The organism is Streptosporangium sp. NPDC023825, assembly GCF_040639575.1.
Lineage (GTDB): Bacteria > Actinomycetota > Actinomycetes > Streptosporangiales > Streptosporangiaceae > Streptosporangium.
Map to the genome: position 1 here is coordinate 119,702 of NZ_JBFAAE010000005.1, position 15,984 is coordinate 135,685.

Annotated in this window: 13 protein-coding genes; 10 read left to right on the forward strand and 3 right to left on the reverse strand. The window is 70.0% G+C overall.

Annotation, left to right across the window (positions count from 1 at the left end; translation table 11 throughout):
* Window positions 1-12: 12 nt before the first annotated feature.
* The 9 genes from AB0G15_RS06835 to AB0G15_RS06875 all read left to right on the forward strand — a co-directional run bounded on the left by AB0G15_RS06835 (window position 13) and on the right by AB0G15_RS06875 (window position 10,770).
* Window positions 13-1,119 (forward strand): RNA-guided endonuclease TnpB family protein, encoded by a 1,107-nt coding sequence (locus tag AB0G15_RS06835; protein WP_362836129.1) that lies wholly within the window; start codon window positions 13-15, stop codon window positions 1,117-1,119.
* 281 nt (window positions 1,120-1,400) lie between these two features.
* On the forward strand, window positions 1,401-2,255 hold the full coding sequence (locus AB0G15_RS06840) for a Gfo/Idh/MocA family oxidoreductase (RefSeq protein ID WP_362676871.1): 855 nt from the start codon (window positions 1,401-1,403) through the stop codon (window positions 2,253-2,255).
* A 334-nt stretch (window positions 2,256-2,589) separates the two neighbouring features.
* Window positions 2,590-3,567, forward strand: coding sequence for an ABC transporter substrate-binding protein (locus tag AB0G15_RS06845; RefSeq protein WP_362836131.1), 978 nt, complete (start codon window positions 2,590-2,592; stop codon window positions 3,565-3,567).
* 23 nt (window positions 3,568-3,590) lie between these two features.
* Window positions 3,591-4,787, forward strand: coding sequence for an iron ABC transporter permease (locus tag AB0G15_RS06850; protein ID WP_362836133.1), 1,197 nt, complete (start codon window positions 3,591-3,593; stop codon window positions 4,785-4,787).
* A 133-nt stretch (window positions 4,788-4,920) separates the two neighbouring features.
* Complete coding sequence (locus AB0G15_RS06855) at window positions 4,921-5,694, forward strand: ABC transporter ATP-binding protein (RefSeq protein WP_362836135.1); 774 nt, start codon at window positions 4,921-4,923, stop codon at window positions 5,692-5,694.
* A gap of 91 nt (window positions 5,695-5,785) precedes the next feature.
* Window positions 5,786-6,442 (forward strand): adenosylcobinamide amidohydrolase, encoded by a 657-nt coding sequence (locus AB0G15_RS06860; RefSeq protein WP_362836348.1) that lies wholly within the window; start codon window positions 5,786-5,788, stop codon window positions 6,440-6,442.
* 282 nt (window positions 6,443-6,724) lie between these two features.
* Window positions 6,725-8,338, forward strand: a complete 1,614-nt coding sequence (locus AB0G15_RS06865) for a hypothetical protein (RefSeq protein WP_362836137.1) — start codon at window positions 6,725-6,727, stop codon at window positions 8,336-8,338.
* Window positions 8,338-9,921: a serine/threonine-protein kinase gene (locus AB0G15_RS06870; RefSeq protein ID WP_362836139.1), complete on the forward strand. Its 1,584-nt coding sequence runs from the start codon at window positions 8,338-8,340 to the stop codon at window positions 9,919-9,921. The genes AB0G15_RS06865 and AB0G15_RS06870 overlap by 1 nt, the downstream gene beginning before the upstream one ends.
* A 186-nt stretch (window positions 9,922-10,107) precedes the next feature.
* The gene (locus AB0G15_RS06875; protein WP_362836141.1) at window positions 10,108-10,770 is read left to right on the forward strand and encodes a response regulator transcription factor; all 663 of its coding nucleotides are present in this window, start codon (window positions 10,108-10,110) and stop codon (window positions 10,768-10,770) included.
* Here the strand turns inward: AB0G15_RS06875 and AB0G15_RS06880 are convergent.
* Window positions 10,710-11,414: a hypothetical protein gene (locus AB0G15_RS06880; RefSeq protein WP_362836143.1), complete on the reverse strand. Its 705-nt coding sequence runs from the start codon at window positions 11,412-11,414 to the stop codon at window positions 10,710-10,712. The two genes, AB0G15_RS06875 and AB0G15_RS06880, sit on opposite strands and share 61 nt — an antisense overlap.
* 205 nt (window positions 11,415-11,619) lie before the next feature.
* Here AB0G15_RS06880 and gdhA point away from each other — a divergent pair, with 205 nt between their 5' ends.
* Window positions 11,620-12,963: an NADP-specific glutamate dehydrogenase gene (gdhA, locus tag AB0G15_RS06885; RefSeq protein WP_362836145.1), complete on the forward strand. Its 1,344-nt coding sequence runs from the start codon at window positions 11,620-11,622 to the stop codon at window positions 12,961-12,963.
* A 174-nt stretch (window positions 12,964-13,137) separates the two neighbouring features.
* Here gdhA and AB0G15_RS06890 read toward each other — a convergent pair whose 3' ends face one another.
* Entirely contained in the window at window positions 13,138-14,520 is a 1,383-nt protein-coding gene (locus AB0G15_RS06890) for a hypothetical protein (RefSeq protein WP_362836147.1), read from the reverse strand.
* A gap of 821 nt (window positions 14,521-15,341) precedes the next feature.
* Window positions 15,342-15,938, reverse strand: coding sequence for a helix-turn-helix domain-containing protein (locus AB0G15_RS06895; protein WP_362836149.1), 597 nt, complete (start codon window positions 15,936-15,938; stop codon window positions 15,342-15,344).
* Window positions 15,939-15,984: the final 46 nt, after the last annotated feature.

Below are 15,984 nucleotides of genomic sequence, written 5' to 3' on the forward strand. Positions count from 1 at the left end.
ATTGTGTGAGGCGTGGCGCAGATCGTGAAGCGGGCCTACAAGTTCCGCCTCTACCCGACGAACGAGCAGGCGGCGGAGCTGTCTCGCACGTTCGGCTGCGCCCGCCTCGTCTACAACAAAGCCCTCGAACACCGCAGCCGCGCCTACACCCTGGAAGGCCGCAAGGTTACCTACGTGCAGTCGTCGGCCGCGCTGACAGAGTGGAAGAAGACCGAAGATCTGTCGTTCCTGAACGAGGTGTCGTCGGTCCCGCTTCAGCAGGCGCTCCGCCACCTGCAGGCGGCGTTCGCGAACTTCTTCGCCAAGCGCGCGAAGTACCCGACGTTCAAATCCAAGAAGAAGTCGCGGCTCAGCGCCGAGTACACCCGCTCGGCGTTCACCTACCGAGACGGTCAGATCACCCTCGCGAAGATGAACGCGCCTTTGAACGTCGTATGGTCGCGTCCGCTGCCCGAGGGTGCACAGCCGTCCACGGTAACCGTGACCAAGGACGCCGCCGGGCGCTGGTTCGTGGCGATCCTGTGTGAAGACCGCATCACCCCGCTCCCCCCGACCGCGAACGTGGTCGGGGTGGATGCGGGTATCACGGCGTTGGCGACGCTCTCCACCGGACAGAAGATCGTCAATCCGAAGCATGAGCGAGCCGACCGCCGCAAACTCGCCAAGGCTCAGCGCACCCTCGCCCGCAAGGAGAAGGGGTCGGCCAACCGGGCCAAGGCCAAACTCAAAGTCGCCCGCATCCACGCCCGCATCACCGACCGCCGCCGCGATCACCTGCACAAGGTCACCACACGTCTCGTCCGTGAAAACCAAACGGTCGCGATCGAAGACCTCACCGTGCGCAACCTGGTGAAGAACCACAAACTGGCCCGCGCGATCTCGGACGCCTCGTGGCGCCAGATGCGGTCCATGCTGGAGTACAAAACGCAGTGGTACGGGCGGGAACTGCTGGTCGTGGATCGCTGGTTCCCCTCCTCGAAGCTGTGTTCGGCGTGCGGCACCATCCAGCGGTCCATGCCGCTGGGCGTCCGCGATTGGGTATGCACCTGCGGCGCGTCCCATGATCGGGACGTGAACGCCGCGAAGAACATCCTCGCCGCCGGGCTGGCGGAGAGGTGAAACGCCTGTGGAGCTGACGTAAGACCTCACAGAGAGTCCTCTCTGGCGGGCAGTTGGCGGTGAAGCAGGAACCCTCACGGGCGACCGTGGGAATCCCCGCCCTTCAGGGCGAGGAGGATGTCAACGTGGTTCCCATCATGCCGGTACGGGTCGCTCGCCGGTGACCCGCCGGTGGCATATCGGTGGCCTGGCGGTGGCGTGCCGGTGGCGCGCCGGCGGCGGGGCGCGGAACACCCTCCGGGGCACGCGATCACGGTGGGAGAGCGTGCGAAACTGGATCGGTGACGTTATCTGTGGGTCTGGTAGGCGCCGGACCGTGGGCCGAGATGGTGCACGCGCCGATGCTGGCGGCTGGTCCGAACACGCGTCTGGCGGGTGTGTGGGCTCGTCGCCCCGAGGCCGCGGCCAGGTTCGGCGCCCCGGTCTTCGAGCGGATCGAGGAACTCTTCGACAACTGCGAGGCGGTCGCGTTCTCGGTGCCGCCCGCGGTCCAGGCCGAGCTGGGGGTGCGTGCCGCCAAGGCGGGCAAGGCGCTGCTGCTGGAGAAACCGCTCGCCGCCGACCTGGACGGAGCCAGGCGGCTGGCCGAGGCGGTCGCCGAGGCGGGCGTGGCCTCGCAGATGGTCCTCACCTGGCGTTACTCGCCCGCCACCCGTGCCTTCCTGGCCAGGGTCTCGGCCATCGAGCCGTTCGGCGGGAGGGCGGCCAACATCTCCGGGGCGATGCTCGGCGGAGCCTTCGCCACCTCCTGGCGGCTGGAGCGCGGCGCGATCCTCGACGTCGGCCCGCACATGATCGACATGCTGGACGTGGCGCTCGGCAGGGTCGTCGGGGTCCGGGCGCACGGTAACCCGCTGGGCTGGGTCGGCCTGCTGCTGGAGCACGAGACCGGCGCGGTCAGCGAGGCGTCGCTGTGCATGAGCGTGCCGGGGGAGAACCCGCCCTCCGACGTCGAGATCTACGGGCGTCTCGGCAGGGAGTCCCTGGACGGCACCCGGCTGGGCTCCGACGTCTTCTCCCTCATGCTCGCCGAGTTCGCGCTGACCGTACGGCGCGGTGGCGGCCACCCGCTGGACGCCGCGCACGGCCTGCGCCTGCAGGAGATCATCGCCGCCGCCGAGGAGCAGCTCGGCTGAGGAGGAACCGGCCGAGGAGCGACTCGGCTGAGGAGCGGCTCAGCCGAGGGGCAACGGGCTGAGGAGCGGCCCGGGCCGAGGACGGTTCGCCGGAGGGGACGGGCCGAAAACCCCCTGACCCCGGGGACCCTGGGAGGACCTTCGGGGGGATTGATACCGTTCCTCTGACGCGTGGCGTGAGCGAAGTCCGGTGTGAGCCCGGCGCTGTCCCGCAACTGTCATGGCCCTCAGGGGTCGAGCCAGGTCGCCTCCGCCGCGTCGACGCCGACCCTCGTGGAAAAGGGTGACCCGTCTTTCCTGGGTCCCTCGGTTCCGGCAACTGAAAGGACCTCGTGTGAGGCCCGTACGCAGCGCCCTCGCTGCCCCCGCCGCCCTCGCCGGTGCCCTGCTCGCCGCGCTGACCCTCGCCGGATGCGGCCAGAGCACCTCCGCCTCGCCCCCCGCCACCTCTGCGAGCTCCGCGACCGCGGTGGCCACCCCCTCGGCGGCGGGATTCCCCGTCACCGTCGAGGCGGGCAACGGCCCCGTCGCCGTCGCCAAGCGGCCCGAGCGGATCGTCTCGCTGTCGCCGAGTGCCACCGAGAGCCTGTTCGCGATCGGCGCCGGACCGCAGGTCGTGGCGGTGGACGACCAGTCCAACCATCCCGCCGACGCGCCGAAGAGCGACCTGTCCGGCTTCAAGCCGAACGTGGAGGCGATCATCGCCAGGAAACCCGACCTGGTCGTGGTCGCCAACGACGCCGACAGCGTCGTGGCGGCGCTGGGCAAGGTCGGCGTCCCCGTGCTGCTGGAGCCCGCCGCCACCAAGCTCGACGAGGCCTACGACCAGATCACCGACCTCGGCGCCGCCACCGGCAACGGCGACAGGGCCGCCGAGCTCGTCGCCGGGATGAGGAAGCAGCTCGACGAGATCACCGCTGCCGCGCCGAAGGACGCGAAACTCACCTACTACCACGAGCTGGACACCACTCCTTATTCGGCCACCTCCACCACCTTCATCGGACAGATCTACGGGCTGTTCGGCATGAGCAACATCGCCGACGAGGCTCCCGACGCGGCCGGGGGCTACCCCAAGCTCTCCGCCGAGTTCGTCGCCAAGGCCGACCCCGACCTCGTCTTCCTGGCCGACACCAAGTGCTGCGGCCAGTCCAGGGACACCCTCGCCAAGCGTCCCGGCTGGTCCAAGCTCTCCGCCGTCAAGAACGACCAGGTCGTCCTCCTCGACGACGACGTCGCCTCCCGCTGGGGCCCGCGCGTCGTCGACCTCGCCAGGCAGATCGGTGACGCCGTCCAGAAGGTGGCGGCAGGCTGACCGGCGTCAAGAAGAAACGAGAAATGCTCTCTCCCCGCCCCGAAGGACGAGGCATCCGCCCCGGGCACCCGGTGAGTCCCGGCGACGCGGCCTCGGAGTCGTCCCCCGGTACGGACACCGGTACGGGTGAAGGCGCCGGCACGGACACCGGCACCGGCACCGGTGTGACCTGGGAGGCCGGCGGCCAGGGAAGGCAGGCGGCACGGCTGAACCCGCTGGTGACGCTCTCGGCCGTGGGCGTGCTCCTGGCGAGCATGTTCGCCGGGCTGCTGGCCGGCGCGGCGGGCATCGCGCCGCGCGGCGTGATGCTCCAGATGCTCGACTGGCTGCCGTTCGTCTCGGTGGACTCGGGGCTGGCCCCGGTCGAGCTGGGCCTGCTGACCGAGCTGCGGCTGCCCCGGGTCCTGCTCGCCGCGATCGTCGGCGGCCTGCTGGCCGTCGCCGGAGCCGGCTACCAGGGCGTCTTCCGCAACCCGCTCGCGGACCCCTACCTGCTGGGAGCCGCCGCGGGCGCGGGTCTGACGACCACGGCGGCGATCGTCTTCACCGGCGGCGACATCGAGGCGATCGGCATTCCCGCCGCGGCCTTCGCCGGGGCCGTCGGCGGCGTGCTGCTCGCCTACGCGCTGGGCAGCGCGGCTGGCCGGGGCGGCGGCACCGCCACGCTGGTCCTCGCGGGCGTCGCGGTCACGTCCTTCCTCACCGCGATCCAGACGTTCCTGCAGCAGCTCAGGGTGGAGGAACTCCAGCGCATCTACGCCTGGATCCTCGGCGACGTCGGCGGCGGCTGGGCCCAGGTCACGCTCGTCGCCCCGTACGCCGCCGTCTCGGTGGTGGTCATGCTGCTGCACGGCAGGCTCCTCGACGTGCTCTCGGTCGGCGACGACGAGGCGGTCACCCTCGGCCTGAACGCCGCCCGCGTCCGCCTCGTCGTCCTGCTCGCCGCCTCGCTGGCCACCGCGGCGGCCGTCGCGGTCAGCGGGCTGATCGGCTTCGTCGGCCTCGTCGTGCCGCACGTGGTCCGCCGCCTGGCCGGGGCGTCGTACCGGATCGTGCTGCCGATCTCGCTGATCGGCGGGGCCGCCTTCCTGATCCTCGCCGACCTGGTCGCCAGGACCGTGCTCGCCCCCGCCGAGCTGCCCATCGGGGTGGTGACCGCCTTCGTCGGCGCGCCGTTCTTCGTGGCCGTGCTGCGCGTGACCCGCCGGGTGGAGACGTGACGCCGCGCGCGAGCGGCGAAGGGAGGGCGCCGGCCCGCCCGTACGGTGAGCGCGCCGCCGGGGCCCGTGCGCCGCGCGGGGAGAAGTCGCGCGGGCAGAAGCCGCGCGAAGGGGAGAAACGGAGGGGAGACCGGTGAGCCACCTCGTGGTGAGGGACCTGTCGGTCGTGATGGACCGGCGCGCGGTGCTGTCCGGCGTCGGCCTCGACATACGGGACGGCGGCTGGCTCGCCGTCATCGGCGCCAACGGCGCGGGCAAGTCCACGCTGCTGCGCGCCCTGGCGGGAGTGCTGTCCTTCGAGGGCGAGGTGCTCGTCGACGACGTGCCGCTCAGGCGGCTCAAGCCCAGGGAGCGGGCCAGGCTGCTGGCCTGCGCCCCGCAGTCCCCGGCGCTGCCGGCCGACATGACCGTGTTCGACTACGCGTTGCTCGGCCGTACCCCGTACATCTCCTACCTGGGCCGCGAGAGCCGCCACGACCGCGAGGTGACCGCCTCGGTGCTGGAGCGGCTGGACCTGTCCTCCCTCGCCGCGCGGCCGCTCGCCCACCTGTCCGGCGGCGAGCGCCAGCGCGTCGTGCTCGCCAGGGCGCTGACCCAGCAGGCCCCGGTGCTCCTGCTCGACGAGCCCACCACGGCCCTCGACCTGGGGCACCAGCAACAGGTGCTGGAGCTCGTGGACCGGCTCCGGCTGGCCGACGGGCTGACCGTCGTCACGACCCTGCACGACCTGAGCCTCGCGGGTCAGTACGCCGACTCGATGATGCTGCTCTCGGGCGGCCGGGTGGCCGCCTCCGGCACCCCTGCCGAGGTGCTCACCGGGGAGCTGATCGGTGAGCACTTCGACGCCCGCGTCCGCGTCGCGGCCGGTCCCGGCGGCAGGCCCGAGGTCCACCTGGAGCGCCCTTGAGCGGGACCGTGACGCCCCGGAGGCGTTCGTGAGCGGGTTCGAGGACCGCCCGGACGCCACCGGGCGGAGCCGGGGGCCGCACGGAGCGTCCCTGAGGCTGAGCCACCGCGAGGAGGACGGCGCCCGGCTGGCCGCGCTGCTGTGGGAGTTCGGCCCCGGCTGGCGGGCGATCTCCTCGGCCATGGTCGGCGGCGGCATCGGCCCGGCCGCCTGGATGCTCAACGCGCAGGTGGTCGCCGGATACTCGCGGATGGACCCGGTGGACCACCTGCTGGAGCTGGCCCCGCCGGGCCCGGGGGTCGGCATGCTCACCGCGGCCTCGGTCGACCACTTCACCCGGGCCCGCGACGGGGGAGCGGAGGTCGTGGCGACCGTCGGCCTGCGCGTCCCCACCTGGGCCGCCGCCCCGGAAGGCGCCGCCGACCCCGAGCTGGCCCCCGTGTTCCTGCCGGGAACGGTCAACATCGCGGTCGCCGTACCGGTCGCCATGAGCGACGCCGCCCTGGTCAACGCGGTCATGACGGTGACCGAGGCCAAGACCCAGGCACTGCTGGAGGCCGGTTTCCCCTGCACCGGCACCGCCTCCGACGCCGTCTGCGTGGCCGCCCCCGACCGTGTTCCCGGAGGCCCCGAGGAACTCTTCGGCGGCCCCCGCTCCACCTGGGGCGCCCGCATCGCCCGCGCCGTCCACACCGCCGTCCTCCAGGGCGCCCGGCGATGGGCGGACCGTGACGTGCCGACCGCCTGATCTCTCAGCCGGGGGGCGGGCTTTTCCCGGCGGACCGATCTTCGTACGGCATACGTTGTCGCGCCGGGGGGCCGCTCAGGATTAGACTTTGCGTAACTGTCCGCGACGGGGCGTGGGCGTGACGATAGGCCGTAAAACGGGATGGTCAAGACGGGGTGGCGATGCCCTGCTCATGGCCTTTCACTGGTGATGGCGGAAAAGAAAGTCAAGCCCTCGGGGCTGGACGGTTCACTTATTCACCCTCGTTTGCGACCCTGGTCCTATCCCCTGTAGGGAGTGGCGATGCGGCGGTTCGGTTCGGCGCTGGTGGTGTTCGGCGGGCTCTCCTTGGTGATCGCCGGGGTGACCCCCGCCCTGGCTCACGAGCACCCCAGCGGTATCACCGACCTGGTGACCCCCGCGGTGGTCAGGATCGAGGCGACGGCGAAGGTCGACATCACGTTGCTCGACCACATCGGCGAGCTGGTTCACGTGGAGCGTTCCTACGAGGTGCCGATCGGCAGCGGCACCGGCACCGTGATCAATCCCGAGGGCGGCATGGTCACCCTCACCCGGGTGGTCAAGTCCGACCGCGACGTCCGGATCTACGCCGCCAACAAGATCTTCGCCGCGCACCACAAGGTCAAGATCCCCGAGGACTTCGAGCGGCACAAGCTCAAGGACGACCAGCTCAACCACCACCTGCAGGAGTGTTACCCGCCCAAGCAGCCCACCGCCACCTGCATCATCGACGTCACCACCGAGATCACGGTCTTCCCCAACATCTCCTCCGCCGACAAGGAGGGGTTCAAGGCCGAGATCGCCCGTACCGGTGACAGGCCCGACAGCCCCGCGGTGCTGAGGCCCGTCGGCCGCGCCGACGGGAGCGCGGGCCTGCCCACCGCCCCGCTCGCCGGCGCGGTGCCCGCCAAGGAGGGGTCGCCGGTGGCGGTCGCGGGGTTCACCGGGCGGCCCGCCGCGAACCTGCCGGAGACCGTCGACATCGCCCACCTGCGGGCGGGCGGTGCCGGAGAGGGCGGCCGGGAGTTCAAGGACCCGGAGAACAAGGTCAACGAGCCGGAGAAGCTGGGCGCCCTGGTCGACAAGGGCCTGCTCGGCGGCCCGGTGATCGAGGACAAGAAGGGCGAGGTCGTCGGCCTGCTGCTCGGCGGCGGCAAGGACGCCCGGATGATCGGCGTCCGCGAGGTCACCAAGGCCCTGGCCGAGGCGGACGTCGCGCCCGCCAGAGGCCCGATCGACGCCGCCTTCGAGCAGGCGCTGACCCGCTTCCACACCCACTACTACGGTGACGCCGTTCCCGCCTTCCAGCGCGTGCTCGAGCTCTACCCGGGCCACACCGTGGCGGCCGCGCACCTGAAGACGTCGCAGGCCAAGCGCGGCACCGCCGAGGACGAGGGCACCAAGAGGGCCGCCGCCTCCACCGGCCCGTCCCAGGGGGGCCCGCCCCTGTGGCCGTTCCTCGTCGGCGGAGGACTGCTGGTGCTGGCCGTGCTGACCACCGCGATCCTGCTCTGGCGTCGCGGGTCGCAGGACCCCGACCCCGAGCCGGGTCCGACCGCGGAGACCCGGCCCCCGGCCCCGACCTCGCCACCGATACCGGTACCGGCACCACCGCGACCGGCCTTCGACGAGCAGGCCGACTCCACGGTCGTCGTCGGCCGCTCCTTCCCGGCGCTGCCCAAGGTCTCCTCCACCGCGCCCGGCCAGCCGGTGCTGGTGGCACGCGACCCGGGCCACAACACGGCCCCCGGCCACAACACGGGGCCGGGTGCCGCCACGGGGCCGGGAACGAAACCCGGTGACACGGTGGTGCAGAGATACTGCACGGGTTGCGGGATGCGGCTGGGCCCCGCCCACAGCTTCTGCGCCTACTGCGGCCAGCCGGCCAAGACGTGATGTCCGTGAACGACAGGGCGCTGATCGGCCGGGAAGTGGCCGGCTACCAGATCGAGGACATCATCGGCAAGGGCGGCATGGCCGTCGTCTATCTCGCGATCGACTCCAGGCTCAACCGCCGGGTGGCACTGAAGATCCTCAATCCGCTGCTCGGCGAGGACGACCGGTTCCGCCAGCGCTTCGTGCTGGAGTCGCGCACGGTCGCGAGCATCGACCACCCCAACATCATCCCGATCTACGAGGCCGACAGCGCGGACGACGGCACCCTCTACATCGCGATGCGTTACGTCGACGGCCCCGACCTGCGCAAGCTCTTCTACGACCGGGGCCTGATGCCGGTCAGCCAGGTCAGCCGGATCTTCGCCCAGGTGGCCGCCGCGCTCGACACCGCGCACGCCCACGACCTGGTCCACCGCGACGTCAAGCCCGCCAACATCCTGATCGCCGCCCACACCGAGGGCGACCACGCCTATCTCACCGACTTCGGCATCACCAAGCACCGCACCTCGATCTCCGGGCTGACCCAGACCAACCAGTTCATCGGCACCCCCCGATACATGTCGCCCGAGCAGATCAACAAGGAGCACATCGACGGCCGCTGCGACCAGTACGGCCTGGCCTGCGTGGTCTACGAGGCGCTGTCCGGGCGGCTGCCCTTCCAGCGTGACAACGAGATCGCCCTGCTCTGGGCACATCTCGCCGAGACCCCCACGCCGCTCACCACGCTCCGTCCCGAGCTGCCGCTCGAGGTCGACGGCGTCATGATGCGGGCCCTGGCCAAGTCGCCCGAGCAGCGTTACGACACCTGCGGCCAGTTCATCGCCGAACTGCGCGACGCGATCAGCGGCGCCGGCCAGCCGTACCAGCTCGTGCAGGCTCCCTACGCGCCGACGGCACAGACGGCGTCCAGGACGTCCGAGACGACCGAGGCGTCCGGCGCGCGGAAGGCGCCGAAGAAGAAGCCCGCGTCCGGCGGGAAGGGCATCCTCATCGGCGCGGCCGTGGCGATCACGGCGATCGTCGCGCTGGTGGCGGTGCTCGCGACGTTCCTGCGCGGCGACGACACCTGGGTGGCGTACGAGGGTTCGTCCGCGGTGCCGGTCGCCTTCCAGTACCCCGGGACCTGGACCCTCGAGCCGCACGCCGACGTGTTCGTGGCGGCCTCGCCGAAGGTGGAGCAGTTCCGCGCGCTGTTCGCCACGCCCGTCACCGCCGACTGGGCCGCGGCGAACGAGATCATCAAGGACGCCCCCCAGGACGCCACCGGCTTCTACGCGCAGACGCTCGACACCCTCGACCCGCTCGGCGGCGCCAAGCAGCTGCAGGAGACGCTGCAGTCCTCGCTTCCCGGGACGGTCAGCGTCTTCTCCCAGGTCGTCCAGGTGAGCGTGGGCGGGCGAAACGCCTCGCGCCTGCAGGGGACGATCGCCGACCCCCAGCGCGGCGGCCAGCTCGAGTTCACCGGCTGGGTCGTCGAACGGCAGGACGAGCCCGCTCTCCTGATCTACTTCTGCTCCTCCGGCAGGTGTGACGACGCGGTCGCCAACCGGTTCGTGCGGAGTGTCTCGTTCCCGGCGTCCTGACCCGCTGACTTGTGTCCCACTTGTGAGCGGCTTGTCCGGGCGTTTTGTCCTATGGGCAAGACGGTCACCAGGCTTTAGTCTCCCCGCATGGCGGTTCTCCTTCCCCCTTCTCCGGCCCCCGCGGGTGCGGGTCGCCGGTCGCCCGGCCCCGGAACGAGGTGTCCAGCCGCCTGACAAGGAGGAGCAGTGAACATCCGCGTCGTGATCGCCGACGACCAGGCGATGGTCCGCGCCGGGCTGAAACTCGTCGTGGAGAGCGAGCCAGGGCTGGAGGTGGTCGGTGAGGCCCCCGACGGGGTCGAGGCTCTCGCCGTGGTCCGCCGCACCAGGCCCGACATCGTGCTGATGGACATCTCGATGCCGCGGATGGACGGCCTCACCGCCGCCAGGCAGCTGCTGGGCCGGCCGGACCCGCCGAAGGTCGTGATGCTGACGACCTTCGACACCGACGAGAACCTCTACGCCGCGCTCCGCGCCGGGACCAGCGGGTTCCTGCTCAAGGTCTCGCCGCCCGAGCAACTCGTGGAGGCCATCCGGGTCGTCGTGGCCGGGGACGCCCTGCTCGACCCGGCCGTCACCACCCGCGTCATCGCCTCCTTCGCCGGACGCCACGACCCCGCGCCCCCGCCGCAGCTGGCTGACCTCACCCCGCGCGAGCTGGAGGTGCTGCGCTCCCTGGCGCGCGGCCTGACCAACGCCGAGATCGCCGGGAAGCTCTTCGTCGGTGAGGCCACGGTCAAGACCCACGTGGCGCGGGTGCTGATGAAGCTCCACCTGCGCGACCGGGCTCAGGCGGTGGTGTTCGCGTACGAGTCGGGTGTGGTCCGGCCGGGAGCGGCCGTCGGGTAGTACGAGATCCACTCCTCGCGGCTCATCCGGAGCATCCTCACTCCGACCCAGCCGACCGCGCCCGCCGTCGCGGCCCAGAACGGCACCGTCAAGGGACCGTACTCGGTCACCATCGAGCCGGCGGAGGACAGCACGGCGACGAGCGGCACCGCCCAGTGCGCGAACCCGGCCCGCCAGACCCCGATCAGCAGGACCGGCAGGCCGAAGATCGCGAAGAACAGCCACGGCATCTGGAAGCCGAAGACGACGCCGGGCAGGTCCAGCATCTCGCCGAGGATCCTCTCGCTCTCCGCGGGGGTGTGGTGCCGCCCGAGCCACCACTCCACCGGGTCGGTCATCAGCAGGGCCGACCCGTTGACGTAGCCGAGGATGGTCAGGGTGCCCGCGAGGTGCCCGAAGACCACGGTACGGCGGCGCATCACGTGCAGCAGGCCGAAGACCGACAGGCCCGCCAGCAGGTAGGACCAGTGGTAGAGCACCGACTGCACCTGGGACAGCACGGGGTCGGCGCCGTAGCTGACCGCCTCGCGTTCGTCGCCCCAGGTTCCGGGGTCGACGAGGAGGGCGACGAGCTGGAGCAGCGGGGCGGCGATCAGTAACACGCCGGAGGCGACGCGCCGGAAGTCGGCTGAGTCCTTGAACATGGTTCTCCCTGCCTGTGCGGGACTGTGACGGTCTGTCAGCCAGGAAGGTAGGGGTAGGGCCCCCGCGCGGTCGTCAACCGCGGGGTTGATCCGGGATCCCCCTGCTGGGGTAAGAAGGTCTCAACATGGGTCGATCAAGGATGTGAGTTGCGCGCCTCGAAGGCCCCGATCGCAGTTCGTGAGCCCACGACCGGAAAGACGCGTGATGTTGCACGAGAAACTGAATTCGATCTACGACAGCGTCCTGCGCCGCAATCCGGGGGAGGTCGAGTTCCACCAGGCCGTCCGCGAGGTGCTGGAGAGCATCGGCCCGGTCCTCGGCAAGCACCCCGAGTACGCCGAATCGAAGATCATCGAACGGATCTGCGAGCCGGAGCGGCAGATCATCTTCCGGGTGCCGTGGGAGGACGACCAGGGCGAGGTGCACATCAACCGCGGCTTCCGGGTCGAGTTCAACAGCGCGCTCGGGCCCTACAAGGGCGGACTGCGTTTCCATCCCTCGGTCTACCTGGGCATCGTCAAGTTCCTCGGCTTCGAGCAGATCTTCAAGAACGGCCTGACCGGCCTGCCGATCGGCGGGGGCAAGGGCGGCTCGGACTTCGACCCCAAGGGCCGCTCCCAGCGCGAGGTCATGCGTTTCTGCCAGAGCTTCATGACCGAGCTCTACCGGCACATCGGCGAGTATACCGACGTCCCCGCCGGGGACATCGGCGTCGGCCAGCGCGAGGTCGGCTACCTGTTCGGCCAGTACAAGCGCATCACCAACCGGTACGAGTCCGCGGTGATCACCGGTAAGGGGATCGGCTACGGCGGTGCCCAGGTCCGCACCGAGGCGACCGGGTACGGCTGCGCGTTCTTCGTCGACGAGATGCTGAGGGCGCGCGGCACCTCCTTCGAGGGCAAGCGCGTCGTCGTCTCCGGCTCGGGCAACGTCGCCGTCCACGCGATCGAGAAGATGCAGCAGCTCGGCGGCACCGTGGTCGCCTGCTCCGACTCCTCGGGGTACGTGGTCGACGAGAAGGGCATCGACCTCGACCTGCTCAAGCAGGTCAAGCAGGTCGAGCGCCTCCGGATGGGCGTCTACGCCGAGCGTCGCGGCAGTGACGTGTCCTTCGTGCCGGGGCGGAGCATCTGGGAGGTGCCGTGCGGGGTGGCGATACCGTCGGCCACCCAGAACGAGATCACCGGCAGGGACGCCGAATCCCTGGTGCGCGGCGGGTGCGTCGCGGTCGGCGAGGGCGCCAACATGCCCACCACGCCGGAGGGCATCCGGATCTTCCAGGAGGCGGGCGTCGCCTTCGGCCCGGGCAAGGCCGCCAACGCGGGCGGCGTGGCCACCAGCGCGCTGGAGATGCAGCAGAACGCCAGCCGCGACTCCTGGACCTTCGAGTTCTCCGAGCGCCGACTTCAGGAGATCATGAAGGACATCCACGGCCGCTGCCTGCAGAGCGCCGCCGAGTACGGCATGCCGGGCAACTACGTGGCCGGTGCCAACATCGACGGCTTCAAGCGCGTCGCCGACGCGATGCTCGCCCTCGGCCTGATCTGAGGTTGAGGCGCCCGTACCCGGTCACCGTTGAGCCGGCGGAGGAGAGGACGGCGACGAGCGGTGCCGCCCGGAGCGCGAACCCGGCCCGCCGGACCCGATCAGCGGGACCGGCGGGCCGGAGATCGCGCAGAACAGCCACGGCGCCGGGAGAGCGAATCAACGCCGTGGCCCTTGTCAGGGGGTGGGCAGGCCGCTGTCCAGCCGGCATCCGTCGGTGGTCCGCGTGTTGTCGCAACGGTTGAGCTGGAGACTGTCCGCCACGTAGGCGAAGGACTGGCCGTTCGGGCTCACCACCGACAGCTGCACGGTTGCCGCGCCGGCCGGTGCGATCGCCGAGACGTCGTGCTCCGCCCAATCGGAGGTCAGGGCGTGGAGCGAGCCGTCACCGTTCGAGATCAGTGCGTTCGACGCGTTGTACCAGGAGAGCCGCAGCTTGACGTCGCCGGAGGTGGCGGTCGTCAGTCGGGCGAAGAACTTGTACCGTTGCCCCGGCGTCACCTGGGGCTTGCGCGTGACCGACAGGATCCCCTCGGCCCACGACTGGACGTTCACGGTCAGGGACCGTCGGCCGTCGTAGTAGCGGGCCGACACCTGGCTGTCCGTTCCAGGCGGGGTGACCTGCATCCATCCGCCGCCGGAGACGGTGAAGCCCGTGGGGTACCCATAGGGCGCGTCCGCCTCGACCGTGCGTTCCTGCGCGGTCAGCAGGTCGTTGCTGTATCCCACGTCGCAACAGACCGGCGGGGTGAGCATCGACCAGGTGGCCAGGTTGGCCCTGCGAGGGTGCGGATAGGCGCTCGTGTAGAACACGGCCGTGGTCTCGCTCGGGTCGTAGTAGTTGTTGAACTCCTGGTCCACCCCCCAGGTGTTCCACTGGCTGGACATCACGTCGGCTTCCTCGAAGCGGATCACCTCGGTGACCTTGGCGTGGTCGACGTCGAACAGGTGGATGAACTCGTGCAGCATGGTCGCGCTGTCCCAGTCGTCGGTCGCCGCCACGCAGAGGAGTTCGCAGAAGGCCTGCGCCGTTCCGTTGAAGTCCTCGAACACCATGTAGGTACGGTTGGTGGGGTCGTAGCCCGCCGCCACCAGATCGTCCTCGACGACGTCCGCGGCGGTCTCGCCGCCTATCACCCCGTTCTCGATCTTCTCCGGCACCACGAGGGCGCGTGCGTAGCCCCCGTAGCCGCTGGTGTCGTAGCCGGTCCGGCAGCTCAGATTGACGTGCTGGTCGTAGTTCGTGGACGTGTCCAGCGACCAGTCCACCCGGTCGACGATCTTGGCGATCTTCTCGACGAAGTCCTCGTAGTGGTTCCCGGACTCCTCGTGCCAGGCATAGATCACCTGGACCGCCGGGACACTCCCCGCGGCGTTCTTGGGGTCGGACAGTGTGGTGGCGCAGCCTCGCTTGGGAATGTTCGCGTCCGCCGGTTGGACGTAAGGGACATCGGGCTCGGTGCCGATGGGATTGAAATCGGCGTGCGCCGTACCTGTCATCAGGAGGACGAACAGCACCGCGACCAGCGCGGACGTTAATTTCTTGAACCGTGCAAACAAGGGGTTTTCCTCCAGTATTTTACCGTGCCGTGAACCCTTGGATTCCCATGACGGGTTTCCGGGAATTCCGGGCACCACTTCAGGAGTGATCTTCGGCGGTATACCGGTGAGCGTGATTTGACGGGCCGTACCGGCTCTGAATGTGATCCTTGTCACTGAGTCGTGAAATTCGGCCAGGAATGAAGTTCGGATGAGTTCGGGTCGCGCCCTGTGTTCGGCCGGCTCTGTGGGCGGCGGCGACGACAGGGTGAACGAGGCCGGTAACCGCTGGTCCGACCGCCGAACCCCGGCCCAGGTCAACGGGGTTCGGATGGGTCGGGCCGGAAACCGATGGCTGGGCGCCGCCGGCCTTTACGGGCCTCGAATCTCATTCCGAAGAGACGTGTCCTGAATATATTCGGGCGATGACCGCCTCACGTCTTTGTCTGGGAATCATCGGTCTATGCAAACATATACGACATCTGTTTCGGTCCGGTGTCGCGACGAGTCCCCCTTTTGTTACTGGTCACCGGCAAAGTGTAGGCATCCGAAGTTGAAGGGCGGATGCCACGAAGGGATACGACTGCCGACGGCTGAGTGCCGTTCGCCAGGCCGGAGGCATGAAATATCGGGAAAGTGGAACTTTAATACGGAGATTGTGGGTCAGGATTTCTGACGGTCATGACCTGTGGGGCCCTCGTGGACACGGGAACGGCCACCGGCATCACGATCGTTTGTAGCGACGAACGTGGACACGGTGACCGTGGAGTTCGCGGTGGCGACATCCGGCTCGTCTCCGCGCCGGACGGTCCTGCTCGCCGCTGTCGCGGGAGAGACCTCCCTCAGCACTCGCCCATCGCGGCACGCGTCTGCGACGGCGACATGGGCGGGACGGGCAGGGGATGGGCCGCGCCGGCACGCAGGCCGTCGAGGGTGAGGGCGAGATGCCGCCGCCAGACGCCGGGAGCGACGCGGAACGTCGCGCGCACGGTCGCCGCGACCCCCCAGATCACGAACGCCATGTCGTCGAGCGCGACGTCGTCCCGCAGGTCGCCGGACTCCTGGGCGCGTTCGACGATCCGTTGCATCAGCGCGTACCCCGTGCCGGTGTCGGCCGTGGCGCCGCGTACGGCGAGGTCGTTGTAGCCGAGGTCGGCGGCCTGCAGCTCGCACACGCCGGTGATGAACGCGACGAACCCCTCCCAGGCGTCGTCCATCGCGAGTGAGCTCGTGGCCAGGCCGGCGACCGTCGCCACCCGGTCCTCGAACACCGCCGCCACCAGCTCGGCGCGGGTGGGGAAGCGGTTGTACAGCGTGCCGATGCTCACCCCCGCGGCGCGCGAGATCTCCTCGAGCGGCACGTCGAGCCCCCGGTCGGCGAAGAGGCGCCTGGCCGCCAGGAGGAGGCGCTCGCGGTTGTGGACGGCGTCCTTGCGCATACCGGGAATCCTCGCTTAAGTTGAGGCTAATCTCAACTTGAGGAAG

Coding starts and splice junctions, on each gene's coding strand:
- AB0G15_RS06880 (WP_362836143.1), bottom strand. CDS start 11,414: ATGTTCAAGGACTCAGCCGACTTCCGGCGCGTCGCCTCCGGCGTGTTA.
- AB0G15_RS06850 (WP_362836133.1), top strand. CDS start 3,591: ATGCTCTCTCCCCGCCCCGAAGGACGAGGCATCCGCCCCGGGCACCCG.
- AB0G15_RS06870 (WP_362836139.1), top strand. CDS start 8,338: ATGTCCGTGAACGACAGGGCGCTGATCGGCCGGGAAGTGGCCGGCTAC.
- AB0G15_RS06895 (WP_362836149.1), bottom strand. CDS start 15,938: ATGCGCAAGGACGCCGTCCACAACCGCGAGCGCCTCCTCCTGGCGGCC.
- gdhA (WP_362836145.1), top strand. CDS start 11,620: ATGTTGCACGAGAAACTGAATTCGATCTACGACAGCGTCCTGCGCCGC.
- AB0G15_RS06865 (WP_362836137.1), top strand. CDS start 6,725: ATGCGGCGGTTCGGTTCGGCGCTGGTGGTGTTCGGCGGGCTCTCCTTG.